Raw genomic sequence first — 24,220 nt, 5'->3', positions numbered from 1 at the left:
TTATACTTTAAATCTGTATCCTACGCCCCAGATTGTTTCGATATATTGTGGCTTGGAAGTATTGAATTCAATTTTTTCACGAATTTTTTTGATATGAACAGTAACTGTGGCAATGTCACCTACTGATTCCATATCCCAAATTTTGTTGAAAAGTTCTTCTTTGGTAAATACGTGATTTGGGTTTTCTGCCAGGAAAGAAAGAAGGTCGAATTCTTTTGTGGTAAAATTCTTTTCTTCTCCATTAATCCATACTCTACGGGCAGTTTTGTCAATTTTGATTCCTCTGATTTCGATAATGTCATTTTCTTGTTTAGCACTGCCGATAAGACGGTCATAACGAGCCAAATGTGCTTTTACTCTGGCAACTAATTCGCTTGGACTAAAAGGCTTAGTCATGTAGTCGTCAGCTCCAAGACCAAGGCCATGGATTTTATCAATGTCATCTTTTTTAGCAGAAACCATAATAACCGGAGTATTTTTATGTTTTCTGATTTCACGACAAATATCAAATCCGTCTGTGCCCGGGAGCATAAGATCCAGAATAAATAGATCAAAGTCCTCTTTGATTGCACGCTCAAGTCCCACTGTTCCGGAATTTTCAACATCAACTTCAAATCCGCTCAATTCCAGATAGTCTTTTTCCAAATCTGCAATGCTTTCTTCATCTTCAACTATCAATATCTTGCTCATCTGTTGGTACCTCCTGGTATTTTTTTAGGACGAAGCACATAACGGTGCCAATTCCCTCTTTGCTGGTAGCCCATATCTTGCCACCGTGATCTTCAACTATTTTTCGGACAATTGAAAGGCCTATGCCGCTTCCTCCCTGTGTAGAATTACGAGCCTTATCTGTACGGTAAAAGCGATCAAAAATGTATTTAATATCTTTTTGGGCAATGCCCTTTCCGTTGTCTTCAATTTCTACCTGAATAAATTCGCCCACATCTTTAAGGCGTATATTTATATATCCTTTCGGCTTATCTATGTATTTTACTGAGTTTCCAATAATATTATTTATTACACGAGCCAATTGTTCAATATCTGCTACAATAATAGTATCGGTATCTACGTAGTTAAAATAAGCTAAATCGATGTTTTTTGACTCTAAATCTATGGAAGTTTCTTCAACAAAATCCTCGAAATACTGGGCAACATTAATTTTTGTAAAAGTATATGGTATGCGGTTTGTATCGATTTTTGAATAAAAAGTCAATTCATTAATTAATGCATCCATTTCGTTTGCCTTATTATAGACAGTTCTGATATATTTTTCCATTTTTTCAGGAGTATCCGCAACACCGTCCATGATTCCTTCCATATAGCCTTTAACAGCGGTAATGGGAGTTTTTAGATCATGGGAAATATTACTGATAAGCTCCTTACTTTCTTTGTCATAAGTGATTTTTTCTTCGCTGGAGGTTTTTAATCTCTGGCGCATGTCTTCAAAGGAATTAAACAGTTCACCAAATTCATCGTTACTTTTATATTCCACTGAAAAATCCAGATTCCCATCTCGAATATTTCCGGCAGCATCCATAAGCTTTCTAAGAGGATTAAGAATACCTTTGTAAATCCACATAGTAAGAGAGAATGCCGTAACAATAAGTCCTAAAACCGAAACACATACTATATGTATGATTGCAACGGTGGATTCCCTGGAAAAATTACTCATATCCGTAATTATATATACAGCTCCCTCTTTAGAATCAATTGTAAAAGGTATGTTTTTTATGAGAATAAAATATGGATCTCCTATATATGAAGAATAACCGTTGCTGTCAACACTGTTGATTGAAGAAATAGCTTTCTTGGTATTTACTGACAATTCTTCATCTTTTCCGGTATAAACATAATTGCCGTTATGGATAATAAAAAGATAAGAATATCTTTTACTTAATTTAGAATTATATTTAGCCATAACATTTTTATCCAAAAAATCTGCTGGAGATTCTTTGGAAATTTTTTTAAGCTCTTCATACATTTTATCCGTATATTTTTCAGCTAAATTAACGGAATTTCCTACAAGATCGGCAGGTGTACAAGTTATGTCATATTTCCTTGAAAGAGTTGCAGAATGTATTAAAATAAAGCCCCAAAAAGAGGCACTGGTTACAATAATAGGCATTATAATTGTCAAAATAAATGAAATTAAAAGACGCTTTTTTAAATTCATAATAAGTTACCCCTAAATTCGAATATATTGTGTGAATATAAAGAAAAATTGCACTAATAACCTATTCACAACCTGATATGTGAAATTATATCACATACTTTAATTTGATATAATTGAAATAATCTAAAAAAATAGTAAATTTTTGATGAATAAAGATTAAAGAACGCTTAGATAAATTGTAAAAAGCAGAAGCTTCTAAAATGAAGTCTTCTGCTTTTTATGGGTTTAATGATGAATTTATATATTATAGTTTATTGATTATAAGTATTTTTTTAAGTCATCTACTTTATCAAGAGCTTCCCATGGAAGATTTAAATCATTGCGTCCAAAGTGTCCGTAGGAAGAAGTCTGTTTGTAAATAGGGCGTCTAAGGTCAAGCATTTTAATAATACCAGCTGGACGAAGGTCAAAATTCTCACGAATAATCTCAACAAGCTTGCTGTTACTTAACTTACCTGTTCCAAAGGTATCAACCATAATGGAAGTAGGATGTGCAACACCAATGGCATAAGAAAGCTGGATTTCACATTTTTCAGCAAGTCCTGCAGCAACAATGTTTTTAGCAACATAACGGGCAGCATAGCAAGCTGAACGGTCAACCTTTGTGCAGTCCTTTCCTGAGAAAGCTCCACCACCGTGACGGGCATATCCACCGTAGGTATCTACAATGATTTTTCTTCCTGTAAGACCGCTGTCTCCGTTTGGACCTCCGATTACAAAGCGTCCTGTAGGATTAATGAAGAACTTGGTATTTTCATCAACTAACTCTTTTGGAAGCACTTCATCAAATACATATTTTTTGATGTCTTCGTGAATCTGCTCCTGGGTAACGCTATCAGAATGCTGTGTTGAAAGAACTACTGCATCAAGGCGTAACGGTTTTCCATCTTCTCCGTATTCTACAGTAACCTGTGCCTTTCCGTCAGGTCTTAAATAGGATAATGTTCCGTCTTTTCTTACCTTTGTAAGCTGTTTTGTAAGTTTGTGAGCAAGACTTATCGGGTATGGCATATATTCTTCGGTTTCGTTTGTAGCAAAACCAAACATCATACCCTGGTCTCCTGCACCGATGCTGTCTAATTCTTCATCGGTCATGTTGTTTTCTCTGGTTTCAAGGGCTTTATCAACACCCATTGCAATATCTGCTGACTGTTCGTCTAAGGCTACGATAACAGCACATGTGTCGGCATCAAATCCCTGACTTGAATGAGTATAACCGATTTCTCTGATGGTATCTCTTGCGATTTTTTGAATATCAACATAAGCAGATGTAGTAACCTCACCCATAACAAGAACAAGTCCTGTAGTAGTACAGGTTTCGCAGGCTACACGGCTCATTGGATCTTGTTTTAATAATTCATCTAATACGGCATCGGAGATGGCATCGCAGATTTTATCAGGATGTCCCTCTGTAACAGATTCAGAAGTAAATAATCGTTTTTCCATTTTTATAATCCTCCTAAAAAATGAAATTTAAAGAATTTAGCGGAAATTTTCCGCCTGTAAACAAATAAAAAAACCCGCCATAAGCGGATTTGTTAATAAAATGCTACCAAATCCTCTTATTGTTCGAAATATCGCTCAGGTTGGCACCTTCCTATAGAGGGGTTGCCGTGGCTTCATAGATCCTATGTATCTCCACCACTCTGAATAAGAGAAATTTTCATATTTATCTGTAACCAACATGACAAAAACGGTCACGTCCGTATAAATAATACACCCATTTTTATAAATAGTCAATAGTTAAAAAACAGTCTACAAAAGCAAGTTTATAAATGCTATAATTAATTATTACGAATATAATTAAAAAGAATAAATGGGGTATAGTTAATTATGAAGGTTGAATTACCGGAAAATGTCAGCTTTATCATAAAAGAAATTAAAAAAAGAGGCTATGATGCCTATGCTGTAGGCGGATGTGTAAGAGATACTATTTTAAACAAGAAACCGGGAGACTGGGACATTACCACATCTGCCAAACCGGAAAAAATTAAAGAAATCTTTAAAAGAACCATTGATACGGGATTACAGCATGGTACGGTTACTGTCATGATAGGAAAGGAAGGCTACGAAGTCACTACCTACAGGATAGATGGCAGTTATTCTGATGGCAGACATCCTGATTATGTGGATTTTACCACGGATTTAACAGAAGACTTAAAACGCAGGGATTTTACCATTAATGCCATGGCTTATAATGATGAGAGCGGTATTGTGGATTGTTTTGAGGGTGAAAAAGATTTAGAAAAGAAAATTATCAGATGTGTTGGAAATCCTGATGACAGATTTAAAGAAGATGCCCTAAGGATGTTAAGGGCGATTAGATTTGCAGGGGTTTTAGGCTTTGAAATTGATGAGGCAACCAGATTGTCCATTAAAAACAACGCAAAATCACTCTCGGCAGTATCTCCTGAAAGAATCCAGGTGGAATTTGTCAAATTATTATGTTCAGACCATCCTGAAAAAATCAGGCAGGCCTATGAACTGGGGATTACAAAAGTCTTTATTCCTGAGTTTGATATAGCCATGGAATCTGAACAAAACAATATAAACCACATGTATAGCGTTGGTGAACATATAATTCATGTTCTAATGAATGTTTCAAAGGATAAATGTTTAAGGCTTGCGGCACTTTTTCACGATATAGGAAAGCCTGCCATGAAAACCACCGATGAAAATGGCATTGACCACTTTAAAGGACATCCTCAAAAGGGTGAGGAAATTGCAAAAAAGGTTATGAAGCGGTTGAAGTTTGATAATGCCACCATAAAAAAGGTATGCAGACTGGTATTGTGGCATGATGCCCGTCCTAAAGCAACTGACAGGTCTGTCAGAGAATTTTTATACAATACCGGGGAAGATATCTTTGAAGATTTAATGAAATTAAAAGATGCGGATATGCTTTCCCAAAGTACCTATAAGCGTGAAGAAAAACTGGCACTTATAAGGGATTATCGCACTATTCATAAGGGAATCATTGAAAGGGGAGAATGTTTTTCTTTAAAACAGTTGAAAATAAGTGGAAACGACCTTATGGAATGCGGACTAAAACAGGGAGCCCTAATTGGCGATACATTAAAGGAACTGTTAAAAATGGTCATTGATGATCCATCATTAAATGACAGAGCAATACTTTTGGATATAGTTAAAAATAAAAAGTAGGTGAGGGTTATGAAAAGGCATTTTTATGTTAATTTATTATTATTTCTTTTAAGTTTCACACTGTGGGGATGTACTCTGGATGAACCGGCTGTCAATGTAAATAATGAATCTGATATTGCCATTTCTGAAATGGTTTCAAACAAAAACAATGCAGATGTAAAGGATGGCATTGTTACGGACATTGACAAAACAAAGCAAAAAATATCAGTTTACAGTTTGTCCTCAGGCACAGGAAAATCCTATGTTTATAATAATGCAACATTTTTTAAAAATGCTGAAGAAGAAATAATTCCCATTGAAAATATAACCCTGGGGATGGTGGTGGATGTAAGTTATCGGTTAAGGGATTCCACCATTAAGGTTTTACAGATTTCAAAAGATGCCTGGAAGATGGAAAGCAGTGATTCTTTTGAACTGGATACTTCAAAATATGCTGTGAAAATCAATGGAAGTAATTACCGCTATATGGATGAAAGCCAGATATTTTCAGCAGACCAGAAAATTTCCATAGACCAGATAAACAAAATAGACGAACTTTGTATAAGAGGGGTGGGAAAGAGAATCTATTCCATCGTTGTTACAAGGGGACACGGCCTGTTAAAAATTGTAAATCAGGATAAGCTTTTAGGAGGCTGGCTGCAGATAAATGATGATATTATTCAGACAATTACGGCGGATATGTCCTTTGTATTATTAGAGGGAAGCTATACTGTCAACATGAGCAAAGACGGAGTAGGAGGAACCCAGGAGATTAATATTGAAAGGGATAAGGAATTGGATCTTGATGCCTCCACTTTTAATATCGACACCAACGATTATGGAAAAGTAACCTTTGTAATATCGCCTCAGGAAGCCAAAGATGGTGCCAAATTGACTGTAGATGATACAGAATACAAAGTTGATGACATAGTTAAGTTAAAATACGGCTATCATAAGGTTGTTGTGGAATCATCAGGATACAAGAAAAGAGAAATGGTAATCCGTGTGGAAAAGGAAAGTTTATCTCTTGGTATAAACTTAGAATCCGACGGTTCTTCAAATTCCGGAGATAATAATAACAACAATAATAACCAGAATTCCGGAAATAACAACAATAATTCTTCTAACAATACAAATAATAACAATAATAATACAAACAATAATTCAAATAATAATAATAACAATAACAAAAATAATGATTCGGAGCAAAAGGAAAGTAAATACAAGATAACCATAGCTGCACCGGAAGATGCCAAGGTATATCTTGATGGAGTATATAAGGGAATGATACCTGTAAGTTTTGAAAAAGTTACAGGATCTCATACAATTACCTTAAGAAAAGACGGATGTAAGAGTAAGACATATTCTCTTGATGTTAAAGAAGAAGATTCCAACTCCACCTATTCGTTCCCGGAACTTGAAAAGGACTCTTAAATTGTAGACAGTACAGCTATTCGTAAGGACGGGATAGACTGTATTAAAATAATAAATCTGCAGCATGAAAAAAAGCTGCCGGAAAGGAAGGATAAAATGGGCTATAAAGAGGTATATGAAAGCTGGCTCAAAGATGATTATTTCGATGAAAAAACCCGTAAAGAGCTGGAAAGCATAGCAAATGACGAAAATGAGATAAAAGAAAGGTTTTATACCAATTTAAGTTTTGGTACAGCCGGTCTTAGGGGGATAATAGGAGCCGGTACAAACAGAATGAATGTTTATACTGTTAGAAAGGCAACCCAGGGACTTGCCAATTATATAAAAAAAGTAGGCAAAGAAGAAAGAGGAGTGGCAATCGCTTTTGACTCAAGAATAATGTCTATAGAATTTTCCATGGAATCAGCTTTATGTCTTTGCGCCAATGGAATTAAGGCATATCTTTTTGAAAGTTTAAGACCAACTCCTATGCTTTCATTTGCAGTTAGACATCTAAATTGTATTGCCGGAATAAATATTACAGCAAGTCATAACCCAAGCGAATATAATGGATATAAAGTATATTGGGAAGATGGTGCCCAGATCACACCGCCACACGATACAGGAATCATGGAAGAGGTTTTAAAGGTAGAAGATTTTTCAACTGTTAAAACTATGAGCCAGGATGAGGCAAAAGCCAAGGGTCTTTTAACAATTATTGGAAAAGATGTGGATGATGCCTATGACAATGAGATTAGAAAACTTGTTTTAGAACAGGATGCAATTACAAAAAATCAAAAAGATATTAAAATTGTTTATACACCTTTGCATGGTACGGGAAATATACCGGTCAGAAGGGTGTTAAAGGAATTGGGCTTTGAAAATGTATATGTTGTTAAAGAGCAGGAATTACCTGATGGAAAGTTTCCTACTGTAGGATATCCTAATCCTGAGACTCCAAAGGCTTTTGAACTGGGAGAAAAGCTTGGAAAAGAAATAGATGCAGATTTAATTCTTGCCACGGACCCTGATGCAGACAGACTTGGAGTACATGTAAAAGATTCCAAAACCGGAGAATATCATGCCCTCACAGGAAATATGTCAGGTTGTTTGATTTGTGAATACGAATTAAACAGAAGACAGGAAAAATACGGCCTTCCAAAAGATGGAGCTGTTATTAAAAGTATTGTTTCATCAAATCTTTCAAGAGCTATTGCTGATTATTACAAGGTGGACTTTTTCGAGGTGCTCACAGGATTTAAATATATTGGTCAGAAAATTCTGGAATTTGAACACAATAATAAGGGTACATATCTTTTTGGCTTTGAAGAAAGCTATGGTTGTCTTATAGGAGATTATGCAAGAGATAAGGATGCAGTTTCAGCTTCAATGGCACTTTGTGAGGCCGCAGCCTACTATAAGGGACAGGGAAAGACCTTGTGGGATGTAATGCTTGATATCTATAATAAATACGGTTACTACCTTGAGGATGTTAAATCCATTACTCTTTCAGGAATCGAAGGCCTTGAGAAAATTAAGAAAATTATGGAGCATTTAAGAAATAATCCTCCAAAGGAAATTGCCGGAAAAGAAGTAATCGCAGTAAGAGATTATCAATTACAGACAATTGTAAATACAAAAACAGGTCAAAAGACTGAAACGGGACTTCCAACTTCAAATGTTTTGTATTACGATTTACCGGATAATGGCTGGGTATGCGTTCGTCCATCCGGCACCGAACCTAAGATTAAGGTATATGTAGGTGTTAATGAAAAAGATATGGATACAGCTAAAGTAGTACTTGATAAAGTAATTGAATGTGCATTGAAACTTACGGAAATATAGTCTAAATTAAGAAAACTTGGACAAATTATGTCTAAAATTGGCTAAAATGCATACAAAATCTTGACAAACACTATTGAAAAGTTTATAAATAACAATATAGGTAAAAGAGGAAACGACATTTGCCTTTTATCGAAAATGGTATATTTTTGATTTTAATTGAATATTTCAAAATCAGAGGAGGAAGAAAATGAACAAAGCAGAATTAGTTGCCGCAATTGCCCAGAAAGCAGAATTAAAGAAGGCAGATGCTCAGAAAGCATTAGAAGCATTCACAGACGTTGTTGCTGAAGAGTTACAGAAAGGTGAAAAGATTCAATTAGTAGGATTTGGAACATTTGAAGTTTCTGAAAGAGCTGAAAGAAAAGGAAGAAATCCACAGACAAAAAAAGAAATAACAATACCAGCATCAAAAGCACCTAAATTCAAAGCTGGAAAACAGTTAAAAGATAAAGTTAATAACTAATTTTCATAAATTTTATGCTACAGGGTTATTAAATTCACTCTGTAGCTTTTTTTTGCTAAATGTCTAGGATAATGGTACGATAGATATTATGAAGGCTTTACCGGAATTTAACAAAAAATTCAAAAAATTGTTTTAATATTTATTTGTGCCGGGAGGAAAGAAATGAGACTTGATAAATATTTAAAGGTTTCAAGACTGATAAAGAGGCGTACAGTGGCCAATGAAGCCTGTGATGCCGGAAGAGTAAGTGTGAATGGAAAGGTTGCAAAGGCTTCTTTGGATATTAAGCCGGGGGACATAATTGAAATCACCTTTGGAACAAAGCCGGTTAAGGTTGAAGTTATAAGTATAAATGAAGTAATTAGAAAAGAAGAAGCCAAGGATATGTTTAAATATTTGTAGTGAAGTGATTATTGATATTGTGAGGTTTACAATATGAGAAAAAAGGGGCTTACAAAAAAACATCGAAAAAATACAAAAATCAGAGTCAAAAAACCTGCCATGAGGCTTATTTCCCTATTAAGTCTTATGCTTGTTATTGCCACCTTGATTATAGGGTTTAAAACCTACAGTGAAAATGAGGCTTATGCCAAGAGCCTTAAAAGCCAGCAGAAAAAACTCCAGGAAGAACAGGCCCGTACCAAGGAAATAGAAGATTTTGAAGCCTATGTAAAGACCAAAGAATTTTTTGAGGAAATAGCAAAAAACAGATTTGGACTTGTATATAAAGATGAGATAATATATAAAAAATCAGAGTAATTGTTGTGAAAAGTTCATGATGATTACTCTTTTTGATTTTTGTGGAAAATAAATCTACAATATAAGAAAAAAAGAAAAAGGATTTAAAGATGTTAGATAAAGTTTATAAATATATTATTGAAAATAAAATGATAAATAATGGTGATTCAATTATTTTAGGAGTTTCCGGAGGTGCAGATTCCATGTGCCTTTTGGTTATTTTAAATGAATTAAAAAAATATATAGACATGGATTTACATGTGGTTCATATCGAACATGGAATAAGGGGACAAGAAAGCCTTGAGGATGCTTTATTTGTTAAAGAAAATTGTGAAAAATTAGGGGTAAGTTTCAAACAATATTCCTATGATGTAATAAAGTTGGCAAAAAAAGAAGGCTTAACTACAGAGGAAATGGGAAGAAAATTAAGATACGAAGCCTTTTATGAAGCATTAAAAGAATACAAGGCAGAAAAAATAGCCGTAGCCCACAATATGAATGATAATTGTGAAACAGTTTTTCTTAATATGACCAGGGGAAGCGGATTAAAGGGTATTCATGGCATTGTACCAAAAAGAGATAATATAATAAGACCCCTTCTTTGTCTTGAAAGAAGTGATATAGAAAAATATCTTAAAGAAAAAAATATTGATTATAGAACGGATTCTACAAATCTATCAGAAGATTATAGCAGAAATAAAATCAGGCTTAATGTAATACCTGAGTTAAATAAAGTAAACGAAAAGCTTTGCCGGCATGTGTTTGACTTATCTGAAACTGTAAGGAAACAGGAAGCCTTTATAGAAAAAAACATGATGGAAATTGTAGCAGATTGTGTGAAATTTGAAAAAAATGCTGCAATTATTGATTTGAAAAAAACTCCGGGACTGGATGAATTTATTTTTAGTGAGATGATTTTGTATTTAATCGGAGAAGTGGCAAAAAGCAGGAAGGATATTTCAAGAAAACATGTTGAAATAGTAATGGATTTGTGCCTTAAAAAAACGGGAAAAAGTGTAGAACTTCCATATGGTATTTCTGCCAGAAAAGAGTACGATTATTTAATTATTGAAAAGAAAATAAAGGAATTAAAAAATTTAATAAAAAATGTTGAAATAGAGTTGGAAATAAAAGAAAATCAACCGAAAATGCTTTTGAACGGTGCCTTTAAATGGGAGATTATTAAAAAAACTTCCGATTATGTTATTTCCAAAGAAAAATACATTAAAGATTTTGATGCAGATAAAATTCAGGGAAAGCTGGTATTAAGAAACAGAAAATCCGGAGATTTTATTTACATTGATGACAAGGGTCATAAAAAGAAGCTGAAAGATTATTTTATTAATGAGAAGGTTCCAAGAACTCAAAGGGATGAAATATTACTTTTAGCAAGGGGGAATGAAATTATCTGGATAATAGGTATGAGAAGCACGGCAAATATGAAGGTGGGGGAGGATACAAAAAACATTCTTCGTATAAGCTATAGAAAAAAAGATATCTGATTGGGGATAAGGAGGAGATAGGTATGAAAAAAGAAAAGTGGCTTGCAATAGCTATTGCATTTATTATAATTGCAGGAATATCTGTATTATGGTACTTCACCATGTATTCGAATCATAAAGAAAATGAAATAGTGGAGCTTGAAAGCTATACCTATCAGGAGTTTTTAAAAGATCTTGATGAGGAAAAAATAACTTATGTTGAGATTATTCAGGGCAGTCAACCCCCTACAGGAAGTATAAAAGTTATTTTAGAAGGGGAAAAGCAGGGAAGATTCAATGTTACGGATGTAAGCACTATTGAAGAAATGGTTATCTCCCATAAAAAAGTAGAACTAGTGGTAGATCCGGTGGCACAAAGCCGTGTAACAGTTTATATGGGAGCTATGGTGCTAGTTGTTACCCTGGTGTTTTTGCTGGCAATATTTGGCAGGATAAAATCAGGCGCTGCAAACCATGGTGCCGGAAACAAGTATTCTTCCTTTGGAAAAAGCAATGCAAAGCAAATGAAGGAAAGTGAAAATAATATTACCTTTAATGCAGTGGCTGGACTGGCGGAAGAAAAAGAAGATTTGCAGGAAATTGTGGATTTTTTGAAAGAACCGGGAAAATTTACAAAGGTTGGTGCAAAAATACCGAAAGGAGTACTTCTTGCAGGCCCTCCGGGAACAGGAAAAACCCTTCTTGCAAAGGCTATTGCCGGTGAAGCAGGAGTTCCTTTTTTCAGTATTTCAGGTTCTGATTTTGTAGAAATGTTTGTGGGAGTCGGTGCTTCAAGAGTAAGAGATTTATTTCAAACTGCAAAGAAGCAGGCACCATGTATTATATTTATAGATGAAATTGATGCCGTGGCAAAAAAGCGTGGTGTCGGCATGGGCGGAGGTCATGATGAAAGAGAACAGACTTTAAATCAGATGCTTGTTGAAATGGATGGTTTCGGAGTAAATGAAGGAATCATAGTTTTAGCAGCTACCAACAGGATTGATACCCTGGATTCTGCCATATTAAGGCCGGGGCGTTTTGACAGGAAAATTGGTGTAGGAAGACCTGATATCAGAGGCAGGGAAGAAATATTAAAGGTTCATGCCAAGGATAAACCACTTGCAGAGGATGTAAAGCTTAGGGATGTGGCAAAGACCACTGCCGGATTTACCGGGGCGGAGCTTGCCAACTTAATGAATGAAGCTGCCATCAGAGCTGCTAAGGAAAACAGAGGTTTTATTACCCAGGAGGATATAAACAAATCTTTTATAAAGGTTGGAATCGGGGAAGAGAGAAAAAGCCGGGTAATCAGCGAAAAAGAAAAGAAAATTACAGCTTTTCACGAGTCGGGTCATGCGATTTTGTTCCATGTTTTACCAAATGTAGGTCCTGTTTATACAGTATCAATAATTCCGACAGGAATGGGGGCAGCCGGTTATACAATGCCTTTGCCACAAAATGATGAGATGTTTAACAGCCGTGGGAAAATGATGGAAGAAATAATGGTAAGCTTCGGGGGAAGAATAGCAGAAGAATTAATATTTGATGATATTACCACAGGTGCATCCCAGGATATTAAGCAGGCCACTGCCATTGCCAGGGACATGGTTACAAAGTATGGAATGTCTAAAGCGGTAGGAGCCATTGATTTAGCCTTCGATAAGGGGGATATGATGAATTCCAAAGTTTATGGTGAAGAAACTACAGCCCTTATTGATGCAGAAGTAAAGAAAATCATCGATTACTGTTATGATAAAGCCACAAGCATAATCAACGAATATAAGGATGTTTTATATAAAAGTGCCAATCTTCTTATTGAAAAAGAAAAGATAGGCAGAAAAGAGTTTGAGGATTTATTTGAAGATGATCCCTCTGAGAATTCAGTTGTAATAGATATAGAAATGGATTTGAAGAAACAGACCAAGATGTTAGAATATAGTGAAGTGAGATTTTCCTTATAATAATATTGAAAATATGTCCTGACTGGAAGAGTATGGAGCATATTTTTATAAAGGCTTTCGTGTTTTTTGTACGAAAGGAAGAAATCACTAAGGGGGGCTTTCGTGCAAATTTGTGATAAAATGCTAAAAAATGCTGCTAAAAAAGATTAATTTTGTGCAGACTTATTTTATAAGGGATGCTATAATAGGGAATGTAAAAACTCCCCCCAATTTAATAGTTTTTACTACCCCCCATAAAATTAGAAATACCTTCTCCTTAAAGGACAACACTTAGTGTTGTCCTTTATGCATTTACGGGATATTTTTCAAACCCTGTTTAAAAATATTTCACATAAAGGACATTCCCTATTGGATTTTATAAATAAATATAGAAAATTTGCCGAATAGACATATAGAAAAATCGGGATTATAGTATCTAAAAGAGGAGGGCAAAAATGGAAAAAATTAACGCAATGAAAACAAAATTTGAAAATATTTCAACGAAAGATGAAATATTTAAGCCTGCTCTTTTTTCTGATGAGACTATAAACTTTAGAAAACCCTTGGAAGTTAAAGCTTTTGACCAGGTGGAGTTTATTTTTAGAACATTAAAAAATAATGTTACAGAGGTTTTTTTGTGTTGTGAAAATAAAAAACATCCTATGAAGCTGTTTAAAAATGACGATTATTTTGATTACTATCAATGTTTTATGGAAGTTGGAAAAGAAAGTCTTGACTATTATTTTCTTATTGAAAATTCTTTTGAAGCCTGCTTTTATAATAAAGAAGGTGCAGTCAAAGAAAGAAATCCGGACTATGATTTTACAGTGATTCCCGATTTTTATGTTCCAAAGTGGGCAAGGGGAGCTTTAATGTATCAAATATTTGTGGACAGATTTTATGATGGCTGTGCTAATAATAATGTTCATACCGGAGAATATGAATATTTAAACCATAAAGTAATTAAATATGATGATTGGGGAAAATCCCCTAAAACCCCCTGGGAATTTTTTGGAGGAGATTTGCAAGGAGTCATTGAAAAACTAGATTATTTAAAGGAATTGGGAGTAGAAGCCATTTACTTTAATCCTATATTTGTATCTCCTTCAAATCACAAATATGATACGGCAGACTATAATCATATAGATCCCCACATTGCAGTGGTAAATAATAATTCAAAAAATAAATCCTATTCGGATATTGTTACAGATGAAAAGAACCTTAAAGACTCTGATGCTTTGTTTGAAAAGCTTGTTAAAACAGCTCATGAAAAGGGAATAAGAGTAATACTTGACGGGGTTTTTAACCATTGTGGCTCTTTTAACTGCTGGCTTGACAAAGAAGGTATTTATTATAAGAAAAAGGGCTTTGAAGAGGGGGCTTATTTTTCAAAGGACAGTCCTTATGTGGATTATTTTGATTTTAGTAGTGAAAACTGGCCTTGCAATGAAGACTATGAAGGCTGGTGGGGACATAAAACACTTCCTAAATTAAACTATGAAAAGTCAAAAAAATTATTTAAAAGTATAATGGAAGTTGGGAAAAAATGGCTTAAAAAGCCTTATAATATTGATGGCTGGCGTCTTGATGTGGCAGCTGATTTAGGGCATAGTGAAGAGTTTAATCATCACTTTTGGAACAGTTTTAGAAAAGAAGTAAAAAGTGTAAATAATGAAGCCCTTATTTTAGCAGAGCATTATGGAGATGCAAAAAAATGGCTTAACGGGAAAGAATGGGATTCTGTAATGAATTATGATGCATTTATGGAACCTGTTTCCTGGTTTTTTACCGGAATGGAAAAGCATAGCGACAGAGATGCCATGGAACTATTAGGAAATGCAGGATTTTTTGTGGATGCCATGAAAGCCGGTATGAAAAGTTTTAGCATTATGTCTTTAATGACTGCCATGAATGAATTGTCAAATCACGATCATTCCAGATTTTTAACCAGAACCAATAAAATCGTGGGCAGGGTAGAAAATTTAGGGCCGAAAAAAGCTGAAGAAAATCTTGACAAAGCTATTTTTATGGAAGCTGTGGTTTTACAGGCTACCTGGATAGGATGCCCTACCATTTACTATGGAGATGAGGCGGGAGTTTGCGGATTTACCGACCCGGATGACAGGCGAACCTATCCCTGGGGTAAAGAGGATAAACTTTTATTGGCATTTCACAAAAGATTATTTAAAATCAGAAAAGAACATAAAAATGTAATTGCCCAGGGTTCTACAATTTTCTTAAATATCAGGGAAAATGTCTTATCTTATGGCAGATTTGATAATGAAGAAAAAATAGTGGTTTTATTTAATGTTTCAGAGGAGGCAAAAACCATTGAACTTCCACTTTGGAAAATGGGAGTAAAAAAGGCAAGGGCAAAACAGTTATTTTTTACAACAGAAGAAGGTTTTGATGATTCTTTGGTTGTATATGATGTGGAAAATGGAATGGCCAGAATTGATTTATGTGGAAAAGTATCCAAAATTCTCAAAATTGAAGATTTATGATAAAAAATAACTTGCAGTCAGGGTAAAAAGGTTTTAAGTTATTAGATAGTCAGTTTAATCCCCCATCTTTTAAAGGAGTATTGGGGGATTTCATATGTGATGGATAAATGATTATCCCAAAGGAGGATTTTTTGTGAAAACCATAGTGAAAAAAGTTGACCCTGATAATATTGATATGGATATAATCAGGCAGGCTTCAGATATAATAAAAAATGGCGGACTGGTGGTATTTCCAACGGAAACAGTCTATGGTCTTGGAGGTGACGGCATGCTTCCTTCGGCTTCTAAAAAAATCTATGAAGCAAAAGGAAGGCCAAGTGATAATCCCCTTATTATACACATTTCAAGCATAAGCGAACTGGAAAATTATGTAAAAGATATTCCTTGCAATGCAAAAATACTTATGGATAATTTCTGGCCGGGACCGATGACTCTTATATTTAATAAAAAAGAAGAGGTTCCTTATGAAACTACAGGTGGACTTGAAACAGTAGCCATAAGAATGCCAAGTCATCCCATAGCAAATGCCCTTATCAAGGAAAGCAAAACCGGAATAGCAGCGCCAAGTGCCAATCTTTCAGGTCGCCCAAGTCCTACTAAGGCCAGTCATTGCATAGAGGACCTTTCAGGAAGGGTTGATATGATAATTGACGGAGACAAGGGACATATTATCGGCTTAGAATCCACCATTATAGATGTTACTGGCGATGTTCCCATGATTTTAAGACCCGGATATATTACCAAAGCCATGATAAATGAAGCCATAGGAGAGGTTTTAATTGATAAGGTGGTTTTAACAAAAGAAAAGTCCCAACTTTTAAAAGGTGATTATAAGCCAAAGGCACCAGGGATGAAATATCGCCATTATGCCCCGAAGGCTGAGTTTGTAATGTTTGAAGGGGAAGAAAAAAGGGTTATAGAAGTTATAAATCAAAGGGCAAAAGAGGCAAAATTCCAGGGGAAAAAAGTCGGAATAATTGCCACAAAAGAAAGTTTTTCTCAATATGAAAATGCCAATGTTATATCCATTGGCTCAAGAAAAAATGACGAAAGCATTGCGGCCTCACTTTTTGATGTCCTTAGAAAATTTGATGAACTGGAAGTCGACATTATTTTTGGCGAAACATTTTTTGATGAAGGACTGGGAATGGCAATAATGAATCGTCTGATAAAGGCAGCAGGATACAACATTGAAAAGGTTGATTAGAATAATCTGAATTTTTCATATAAATCCAAATATTTTTTCTCAACCTCTTCAAAGGAAACAAAGTTATAATTGAGATGTATATTTATTTTTGGAGCAGTTCCCACCTCTTCATTTAGAAGATATTTTAAATCGTAATATAGCAAATCATCATCGATTTGTTTAATTAATATAGCTTCGTCTTTGGTTAGGGTACTTCCTAAATATTTAGTATAAATAACATTTAAAAGCTTATTTTCCATCGCATTATAGTCTTTTAGGAATTGTTTAAAAGGCCTTGGAACATCTGACATGTAGGCTTCGCTGGCATCATGTAAAAGACAGGCAAGGATTAGTTTTTTGTCGTATCCTCTTTCTTTGGCCTCTAAAGAACAGTTTATGCAGTGGGAAGCCACGGAAAAAAATGATTTTACATGACCGTTTCCCCTACAGCAAAGGGAAAGAGCGTGGGCGATGTCAATTATATCAATATGTTCGGCCTCAGGATTTAAAGGACGAAAATGTTTTCCTGTATATGTAGTTATATAATCCATGTTTATCCTCCGGATTTATAGTAAATCTTTTTAAAACAATTATAAAATAAAGCTTTATAAAAAGGCAATTGCTTATTCCGGGGCAAAATAAGTTGGAAATAATATCTATTTACGCAAGGATTTACATGGAAAGGAAAAGTTGTAACATAATAAAAAGCGAAAAATTATATTTATGACAATTAAAGGAGGATTTGTAAATGAGTAAACATTTAGATATAGCAAAAGAAGAAAGAACCAATGGGCCTGCTAATTGTTGTCAGGCAGTTATTTTAGCTTATGCTGACGAAATCGGACTTTCAAGAGAACAGGCTATGAAGCTTGGAAGCAATTTTGGAGCCGGTATGAAATGTGGAAGCGTCTGTGGTGCCATAACAGGAGGATTAATGGTTACAGGGATGCTTGGAAAAGATGGAAACGAATTTAGAAAAGCCATGAAGGATAGTCATGGTGGCTTTATTGATTGTAAAGATTTATTGAAAGCCAGTGCCGAAAAAGGTGAGGATAAAAAGACACATTGTGACGGCTTAATCTTTGATGCAGTAAAGCTTATTGAGGATTAATATAATTTGGTTTGTACAAATATTGAAAGTTTGATATAATAAAAAGAATGTTTAACTTAAATCAGGGTTCAAACTCTGATTTGAGTTAAACGCATTGTGTGAAACTGTTAATTATAAATCAGGATATGTTTACAAAATGTTAAATAAGTTAAGAATGGTTATTCTGGGACAGCTTGCGAAAATTATTGCCGGAAATAAAACGGATAACAAAAGCTGGATATTTTCCTCGACGGATAACATAAAATTTAATTATAATTCCCGTTTTTTGTTTTTACATGTGATAAATCACTATCCAAAAATAAATGCAAAATTTGTTATTAATGATGATGATGAAAGAAAACGTTTAACTAAAAAATATGGGGATTATTTTTGTGAAAGCAAAAGTTTAAAAGGAATGATTAATGTATGTAAAGCAGGAGTATGGTTTACATCAGCCGGACTTCCGGTATATGCAGCAGGCCTTGGAAAATCCCACAGGATAATAAATCTATGGCATGGTGTTCCCTTAAAAAAAATCGTACTTTCAGAGGAAAATTATTCTTTTTTTAAAAAACTGTATTTTAAAAATATTTTTTCCAATAACTATTCTGAAGTTTTAACTACTTCTAAGACCCTGGTACCTATCATGGCAAAAAGCTTTGGTATAGAAGAAAAACGGGTAAAAGTCCTAGGACAGCCTAGAAATGATGCTTTGTGTCAGGCAAGGATTGATAAAAGTAACAGTGGACTTTTAAAAACTTTGCTAAATGATTACAAAAAAGAAACAAAATATGTTTTATATGCCCCCACTCACAGAGATGGAGAAAGTGTTAAACTTTTTCCCTTTAAAGACTGGGACAAAGACAAAATGGAAAGATTTTTAGAAAAAGAGGATATTACCATTCTTCTTAGAACTCATCCTGAAGATAAAAGTTTCACCAAAAATTATCTTTCTAATCGTATAAAAAATTTTGGGGCTGATTTAATTGAGGATGCAACTGAGATTCTTCCGGAGATTTCTCTTTTAATAACAGATTATTCAAGTATTTATATTGATTATTTAATACTGAATAAGGCCATGATTTTTTTGCCGTATGATTTAAATGAATATTTATCTCAAAGGGGTATGAACTTTTCCTATGATGAAGTGACTCCCGGGGATAAACCTGCTACTATGCAAGAACTTTTTACATCCATTAAAAATGGTCTGACTATTGACCCCTACAAAAAAGACAGAATTAAAGTTAATAAGATTTTCAATGAAATAATGGTGCCCTGTGCAGATGATATTTGTCAGAGGGTGCTTTTTGGAGGAATAAATTAAAATGTCTATCGTTAATATAATTCGCAATATTATGCCAAAGATGTGGTTTCCTTTTTATAATTCTTTTTTTGCAAAATTAAAAGTAAAAGAAAACCTTGTTTTATTTGAATCAAGAGGTGCTTTGGCTTTAGAAGGAAATATTTTCAGGATAATTGAAGAACTTCAACAACCTTGCTACAGACATTTAAAATGCGTTCTTTCCGTTAGAAAACAGGCTTTTGATGATGTAGAAAAAAAGGTCAAAAATTATAATTTAAAAAATATCAGACTTGTAAAATACAGTTCTATCTTATATTATAAGTATTTGTCGACTGCTCATTACCTGGTAATCGATACATCATTTCCTGGAAGATTTGTGAAAAAAGAAGGCCAGATACTTTTTAATACCTGGCATGGAAGCCCTTTGAAAAAAATGGGCAGGGATATTGAAGATTGCAGAGAAATCTGCAGAATGGGAAATGTCCTTAGAAATCTTGTACAGGCGGATTATTTACTATTTCCTAGTTTATACATGGAAGAAAAAATGGCTGGGGCTTATATGCTTGAAAATCTCTATCAAGGGGAAGTATTTCACGAGGGTTATCCAAGGAATACAGTATTCTTTGATGAAGAAAAAACCCTTGAAATGAGAAAAAAACTAGATATTGGTCAAAAAAAATTATTTGTCTACATGCCTACATTTAGAGGAGAAATCGGTAATATTAGGGATGTGGAACAGGTAAATGATGCCAAAGACTTCCTTTATGAACTGGATAAACATTTAAAGGATGACCAGATTTTTATGGTGAAATTTCATCCTTTTGTTTCAAAAGCCATAGATTTTACGGGATTTGAGCACATTGTGGATTTTCCAAAAGATTATGATACATATGATGTATTAAGTGCCTGTCATGGTCTTGTTACGGATTTTTCCAGTGTATTTTATGATGTTGCGGTTTCAGATAAAAAAATAATTCTTTATACAAAAGATGAAGAAGAATATAAAAAAGAAAGAGGATTATACCCACAGGATAATCTTCCTTTCCCTAAGGTTACCTCAGTAGAGGAGTTGGCTAAAGAGCTTAATAACGAGGAAATTATCGATAGAAGTGAATATAGAAAAAGGTATGCAAGCTTTGAAAACAAGGATGCTACTTCAAAAATCTGCAGACATGTATTTTTAAATGAAAAGTGTTGTAACAGCGTTAAATATAAGGGGAACGGAAAGGATAATATCCTTATTTATTCCGGAGACCTTTGTAAAAACGGAATAACAACAGCACTTTTGGGAATGTTAAATTCCCTTGATTTAAATAAACATAATTATTATATTTCCTTTAGGCAAAGTATTATCTGGGATTATCCTGAAAGAATTTTGAAATTACCAAAAGAATGTGGGATTATTCCGATTTCCAGCGAAATGAATGCCAGCTTTTTGGACCTTGTTGCCCAGAAATTGTTTTTTAAATATGGTATGAAAAACATCTTTGTGAAAAAGAAATTTGATTCTCAATATAAAAGAGAACAAAGAAAGCATTTTCATGCCATGAAATTCAGTCAGGTTATTCATTACAATGGATATGAAAGATATGTCATTGCGATGTTTCAAAGGTTTGATTGTCCCCGTACTATCTGGGTACACAACGATATGGTGCAGGAGATAAAAAACAAGGGAAATCAGAATATTCATCTTTTAAGAGATGCCTATGCTTCCTATGACAGGGTAGTTGTGGTAAGCGATGACATAGTTGAGCCTACTGTAGAAATCAGTAACAGAAGGGATAATGTTGTGGTCCTGGAAAATCTTCATGACTACGAAAGAGTACTTGAAAAGGGTCAAAAAGAAATTATCTTTGATGAACCTACAGTAAGTAATGTGAGCAGACAAAGACTGTTAGAGATTTTGGATACAAACTATCCTAAATTTATAAATATAGGCAGATTTTCCGTGGAAAAGGGACATTTTCGCCTCATAGACGCCTTTGAAGACTTTTATGAGGATAATAAGAATGCTGCGCTTATAATTATTGGCGGAACAGGAAAATTATATGATAAAACCTTAGAAAAGGTAAATGAAAGTCCGGCAAAGGATAATATTGTTTTAATCAATTGTATTGATAATCCTATGCCGATTTTAAAAAGCTGTGATTTGTTTATATTATCTTCCCTTTATGAAGGCCTGGGACTAGTTATTCTTGAAGCAGACACACTGAATGTTCCGGTAGTGGCATGTGATGTAAACGGTCCGCGTGGTTTTATGAAAAAACACAATGGTACTTTAATAGAAAGCAGTAAAGAGGGGATTTACAAAGCCATGAATACCTTTGTTAAAGAAGGTATAGCCACTATGAATGTGGATTTTAAAGGCTATAACGAAAAGTGTGTGGAAAACTTCGAAAAATTCATGGATTGTAATTGGTAACTATTTAAAATTCTAATGTGAATATGGGGAGTATGGATTAATACAGCGTAAGTTATTTTGTATATCATCAAAAAATTTGGTGTTGAAGAGATAATCATAGTAAAGGAGTAAAAAATGAAACTAGCTAATTTGGTGAAGAAGTCCTGTAAAGTATTAAAAAAAAGTATGAAGAACTCTTATTATATAAGACATTTTTACAAAGATGCTTTAGATGACAGGCTTGTTGTTTTGGAGTCAAAAAATGGTGGAGATTTAGCTGGAAATATTTTTCAAATTTTAAAGGAATTGTCTAAAGAAGAGTATTCTTATTTAGATGTAATAGTTATTAATAATTCAAAAAGTTATGAAAAGATAAATAAAATTATAACCCATAATAATCTAAGAAGCGTAAGATATGCCACAATCGGATCTAATGCTTATTTTAAGGCTATGGCAAGGGCAAAATATATCTTTACAGACACATCCTTAGAAAGACTTATTATTAAAAAAGAAGGTCAGATTATTACTAATACCTGGCATGGAACCCCTTTAAAATACATGGGAAAACATGTTACAAACCGTATTTATGCCATGGGAAATGTACAAAGAAATCTTTTGATGTCAGATTATCTTATATATCCAAATGATTATATGAGAGAAATAATGGTAAATGATTATGAACTGGAAAATCTGTATCAGGGTACTATTCTTAGCGAGGGATATCCTAGAAATTCCGTGTTTTTTGATGAAAATACCGGAAAAAATATTAGAAAAGAACTTTCCATAGAAGATAAAAAAGTATTTGTCTATATGCCGACCTGGAGAGGTCTTCTTACAAAGAAAGAAACCAAAAAACAGATTTTTACCATACATTATTTTATGCAGCCATTAGATAAAATGATGAGTGATGACCAGATTTTATATGTTAAGCTTCATCCTTTTGCTGCCAATGAAATTGATTTTTCAGAATATAAGCATATTAAGGCTTATCCGGCTGAATATGATGTATATGAATTTTTGAATATTTCTGACGGACTGGTTACAGATTATTCAAGTATATTTTTTGACTTTGCAAATACCAGAAAAAAAATCATATTTTTCGCTTATGATGAGACTGAATATATGAATGAGCGAGGAACTTATGTAGCTCTTAATGATTTTCCGTTTCCGGTTACCAAAAGTGCCGAAGAACTTGCAAGAGAGCTTTCAACTCCTAAAAATTATGATGACGAAGAGTTTATCAAAAAATACTGTACTTATGATGCAGCAGGTGCTACTGAAAGAATCTGCAGGCACATTCTTAAAAATGAAAAAGTTTGCAAAGAGATTAAATTATCAGATAAAGAAGATAAAAAAGAAAATGTTGTTATGTATGTTTCTGCTCTTGCAAAAAATGGACTTACAAGTTCTTTAACAAATTTATTTGAAAATATAGATACAAGTAAGAGAAATTATTATGTTTCATTTATGGAGGATACTTTAAAAAGAAATCCAATGCGTGTTAAAAAAATTCCGGAAGAAGTGGGATTTTTACCTATTGCTGATCGTATAAACTCTACAGTATTGGAAAAGATAAGTGTCGTTTTATATGAAAGAAAAGACTGGCATAATCCTTTTATATTAAAACAGATTGATAAAATGTATAAAAGAGAAGCCTATAAATATTTTGGCCATTTACATATTGATACTGCTATCCAGTTTGCAGGTTATGAAAAGAGACTTATTCGTCTTTTCCAGGAGATTAATGCAAGACGCATCATTTATGTTCATAATGATATGGTTGAAGAAATTAAAAACAGAAACAATCAGCATTACCTTACTTTAAAAGATGCCTATGAAAAATATGATGATGTTGCAATTGTTACAAAGGATTTAATGGAAGCTACAAGAACTATCGGTGGCCCTAATGCCAATATTAGAGTTATAAACAATTGCCATGCTTATAAACAAATCAGAGAAAAAGCAAAAGAAGAAGTTCATTTTGATCCGGATACAAAATCCAATATTAAAGAGGATAAGCTTGTTGAAATACTAAACTCAGATGCCCTGAAAATGGTTACCGTAGGTAGATTTTCTGTAGAAAAAGGTCATATGATGCTTATGAAAGCCTTTGAAAAATTTTCAGAAAACCATCCGGATGCATATTTGATAATTATTGGGGGACATGGAAAGTTGTTTTCTCAAACCTTTAGGTATGCCAATAATTCTAAGGCAAATATCATTGTTATTCGCTCAATAGATAATCCTATTTCTATTTTAGCAAGATGTGATCTTTTTGTTCTTTCTTCCCTTTATGAGGGACTTGGACTTACTTTATTAGAAGCTGATACAGTAGGAATTCCTACATTTTCAACTAATGTACAAGGCCCAAGGGGCTTCGTTACAGAACATGGCGGAACTTTGGTAGAGCCAACACAAGAGGGTATTTATCAGGGAATGGTTGATTTTGTAAACGGAAAAATAAAAGCAATGAATGTTGACTATGAAGAATATAACAAAAAGGCAGTCGCTTCGTTCGAAGAAATGATGGCAGAGTAATGGG

18 protein-coding genes and 1 riboswitch are annotated in these 24,220 nt (G+C 34.0%); of the genes, 14 read left to right on the top strand and 4 right to left on the bottom strand.

What is annotated here, in order from left to right; all coding sequences use genetic code 11:
- The 3 genes from BM153_RS02495 to metK form a co-directional block, all read right to left on the bottom strand.
- Window positions 1-690: a response regulator transcription factor gene (locus tag BM153_RS02495; RefSeq protein WP_092870437.1), complete on the bottom strand. Its 690-nt coding sequence runs from the start codon at window positions 688-690 to the stop codon at window positions 1-3.
- The gene (locus tag BM153_RS02490; protein WP_092870435.1) at window positions 668-2,173 is read right to left on the bottom strand and encodes a sensor histidine kinase; all 1,506 of its coding nucleotides are present in this window, start codon (window positions 2,171-2,173) and stop codon (window positions 668-670) included. The genes BM153_RS02495 and BM153_RS02490 overlap by 23 nt, the downstream gene beginning before the upstream one ends.
- A gap of 258 nt (window positions 2,174-2,431) precedes the next feature.
- Window positions 2,432-3,619 carry a methionine adenosyltransferase gene (metK, locus tag BM153_RS02485; RefSeq protein WP_092870433.1) on the bottom strand — a complete coding sequence of 396 codons (1,188 nt, stop codon included), beginning with the start codon at window positions 3,617-3,619 and terminating at the stop codon, window positions 2,432-2,434.
- Window positions 3,620-3,732: 113 nt separating this feature from the next.
- Window positions 3,733-3,830, bottom strand: a riboswitch (SAM riboswitch).
- 176 nt (window positions 3,831-4,006) lie between these two features.
- On the opposite strand from metK, the gene BM153_RS02480 reads away from it, so the two are divergent.
- From BM153_RS02480 to BM153_RS02435, 10 genes are all read left to right on the top strand, one after another.
- A complete protein-coding gene (locus BM153_RS02480) occupies window positions 4,007-5,335 on the top strand; it encodes a CCA tRNA nucleotidyltransferase (protein ID WP_092870431.1) in 1,329 nt (442 codons plus the stop codon).
- Between the two features lie 9 nt (window positions 5,336-5,344).
- Complete coding sequence (locus BM153_RS02475) at window positions 5,345-6,748, top strand: PEGA domain-containing protein (RefSeq protein ID WP_092870429.1); 1,404 nt, start codon at window positions 5,345-5,347, stop codon at window positions 6,746-6,748.
- Between the two features lie 96 nt (window positions 6,749-6,844).
- Window positions 6,845-8,572, top strand: a complete 1,728-nt coding sequence (locus tag BM153_RS02470; protein ID WP_092870427.1) for a phospho-sugar mutase — start codon at window positions 6,845-6,847, stop codon at window positions 8,570-8,572.
- Between the two features lie 160 nt (window positions 8,573-8,732).
- Window positions 8,733-9,035: an HU family DNA-binding protein gene (locus BM153_RS02465; protein ID WP_278278323.1), complete on the top strand. Its 303-nt coding sequence runs from the start codon at window positions 8,733-8,735 to the stop codon at window positions 9,033-9,035.
- A gap of 162 nt (window positions 9,036-9,197) precedes the next feature.
- Window positions 9,198-9,437 (top strand): RNA-binding S4 domain-containing protein, encoded by a 240-nt coding sequence (locus BM153_RS02460; RefSeq protein ID WP_092870423.1) that lies wholly within the window; start codon window positions 9,198-9,200, stop codon window positions 9,435-9,437.
- 33 nt (window positions 9,438-9,470) lie between these two features.
- Window positions 9,471-9,794, top strand: a complete 324-nt coding sequence (locus tag BM153_RS02455; RefSeq protein ID WP_092870421.1) for an FtsB family cell division protein — start codon at window positions 9,471-9,473, stop codon at window positions 9,792-9,794.
- An 89-nt stretch (window positions 9,795-9,883) separates the two neighbouring features.
- Window positions 9,884-11,275 (top strand): tRNA lysidine(34) synthetase TilS, encoded by a 1,392-nt coding sequence (tilS, locus tag BM153_RS02450; protein WP_092870419.1) that lies wholly within the window; start codon window positions 9,884-9,886, stop codon window positions 11,273-11,275.
- Window positions 11,276-11,298: 23 nt separating this feature from the next.
- Complete coding sequence (gene ftsH / locus BM153_RS02445) at window positions 11,299-13,215, top strand: ATP-dependent zinc metalloprotease FtsH (protein WP_092870417.1); 1,917 nt, start codon at window positions 11,299-11,301, stop codon at window positions 13,213-13,215.
- A 434-nt stretch (window positions 13,216-13,649) separates the two neighbouring features.
- Complete coding sequence (locus BM153_RS02440; protein WP_092870415.1) at window positions 13,650-15,698, top strand: glycoside hydrolase family 13 protein; 2,049 nt, start codon at window positions 13,650-13,652, stop codon at window positions 15,696-15,698.
- 133 nt (window positions 15,699-15,831) lie between these two features.
- Entirely contained in the window at window positions 15,832-16,905 is a 1,074-nt protein-coding gene (locus BM153_RS02435; RefSeq protein ID WP_092870413.1) for an L-threonylcarbamoyladenylate synthase, read from the top strand.
- Here BM153_RS02435 and BM153_RS02430 read toward each other — a convergent pair.
- On the bottom strand, window positions 16,902-17,435 hold the full coding sequence (locus BM153_RS02430; protein WP_092870411.1) for a hypothetical protein: 534 nt from the start codon (window positions 17,433-17,435) through the stop codon (window positions 16,902-16,904). The genes BM153_RS02435 and BM153_RS02430 overlap by 4 nt on opposite strands.
- A gap of 197 nt (window positions 17,436-17,632) precedes the next feature.
- Between BM153_RS02430 and BM153_RS02425 the strand changes: the two genes are divergently transcribed.
- The 4 genes from BM153_RS02425 to BM153_RS02410 all read left to right on the top strand — a co-directional run bounded on the left by BM153_RS02425 (window position 17,633) and on the right by BM153_RS02410 (window position 24,216).
- Window positions 17,633-17,995 (top strand): C-GCAxxG-C-C family protein, encoded by a 363-nt coding sequence (locus tag BM153_RS02425; RefSeq protein WP_092870409.1) that lies wholly within the window; start codon window positions 17,633-17,635, stop codon window positions 17,993-17,995.
- Window positions 17,996-18,131: 136 nt separating this feature from the next.
- Window positions 18,132-19,298: a CDP-glycerol glycerophosphotransferase family protein gene (locus tag BM153_RS02420; RefSeq protein ID WP_092870407.1), complete on the top strand. Its 1,167-nt coding sequence runs from the start codon at window positions 18,132-18,134 to the stop codon at window positions 19,296-19,298.
- 1 nt (window position 19,299) lies between these two features.
- Complete coding sequence (locus BM153_RS02415; RefSeq protein ID WP_092870405.1) at window positions 19,300-21,699, top strand: glycosyltransferase; 2,400 nt, start codon at window positions 19,300-19,302, stop codon at window positions 21,697-21,699.
- A 114-nt stretch (window positions 21,700-21,813) separates the two neighbouring features.
- Window positions 21,814-24,216: a CDP-glycerol glycerophosphotransferase family protein gene (locus BM153_RS02410; protein WP_092870403.1), complete on the top strand. Its 2,403-nt coding sequence runs from the start codon at window positions 21,814-21,816 to the stop codon at window positions 24,214-24,216.
- Window positions 24,217-24,220 lie beyond the last annotated feature (4 nt).

Origin of the sequence: Acetitomaculum ruminis DSM 5522, assembly GCF_900112085.1 — a bacterium.
In the GTDB taxonomy this organism is placed as follows: domain Bacteria; phylum Bacillota; class Clostridia; order Lachnospirales; family Lachnospiraceae; genus Acetitomaculum; species Acetitomaculum ruminis.
This window is presented reverse-complemented; position numbering and strand designations above follow the sequence as displayed.

Coding starts and splice junctions, on each gene's coding strand:
- BM153_RS02495 (WP_092870437.1), bottom strand. CDS start 690: ATGAGCAAGATATTGATAGTTGAAGATGAAGAAAGCATTGCAGATTTG.
- BM153_RS02490 (WP_092870435.1), bottom strand. CDS start 2,173: ATGAATTTAAAAAAGCGTCTTTTAATTTCATTTATTTTGACAATTATA.
- metK (WP_092870433.1), bottom strand. CDS start 3,619: ATGGAAAAACGATTATTTACTTCTGAATCTGTTACAGAGGGACATCCT.
- BM153_RS02480 (WP_092870431.1), top strand. CDS start 4,007: ATGAAGGTTGAATTACCGGAAAATGTCAGCTTTATCATAAAAGAAATT.
- BM153_RS02475 (WP_092870429.1), top strand. CDS start 5,345: ATGAAAAGGCATTTTTATGTTAATTTATTATTATTTCTTTTAAGTTTC.
- BM153_RS02470 (WP_092870427.1), top strand. CDS start 6,845: ATGGGCTATAAAGAGGTATATGAAAGCTGGCTCAAAGATGATTATTTC.
- BM153_RS02460 (WP_092870423.1), top strand. CDS start 9,198: ATGAGACTTGATAAATATTTAAAGGTTTCAAGACTGATAAAGAGGCGT.
- BM153_RS02455 (WP_092870421.1), top strand. CDS start 9,471: ATGAGAAAAAAGGGGCTTACAAAAAAACATCGAAAAAATACAAAAATC.
- tilS (WP_092870419.1), top strand. CDS start 9,884: ATGTTAGATAAAGTTTATAAATATATTATTGAAAATAAAATGATAAAT.
- ftsH (WP_092870417.1), top strand. CDS start 11,299: ATGAAAAAAGAAAAGTGGCTTGCAATAGCTATTGCATTTATTATAATT.
- BM153_RS02440 (WP_092870415.1), top strand. CDS start 13,650: ATGGAAAAAATTAACGCAATGAAAACAAAATTTGAAAATATTTCAACG.
- BM153_RS02430 (WP_092870411.1), bottom strand. CDS start 17,435: ATGGATTATATAACTACATATACAGGAAAACATTTTCGTCCTTTAAAT.
- BM153_RS02425 (WP_092870409.1), top strand. CDS start 17,633: ATGAGTAAACATTTAGATATAGCAAAAGAAGAAAGAACCAATGGGCCT.
- BM153_RS02420 (WP_092870407.1), top strand. CDS start 18,132: ATGTTAAATAAGTTAAGAATGGTTATTCTGGGACAGCTTGCGAAAATT.
- BM153_RS02415 (WP_092870405.1), top strand. CDS start 19,300: ATGTCTATCGTTAATATAATTCGCAATATTATGCCAAAGATGTGGTTT.
- BM153_RS02410 (WP_092870403.1), top strand. CDS start 21,814: ATGAAACTAGCTAATTTGGTGAAGAAGTCCTGTAAAGTATTAAAAAAA.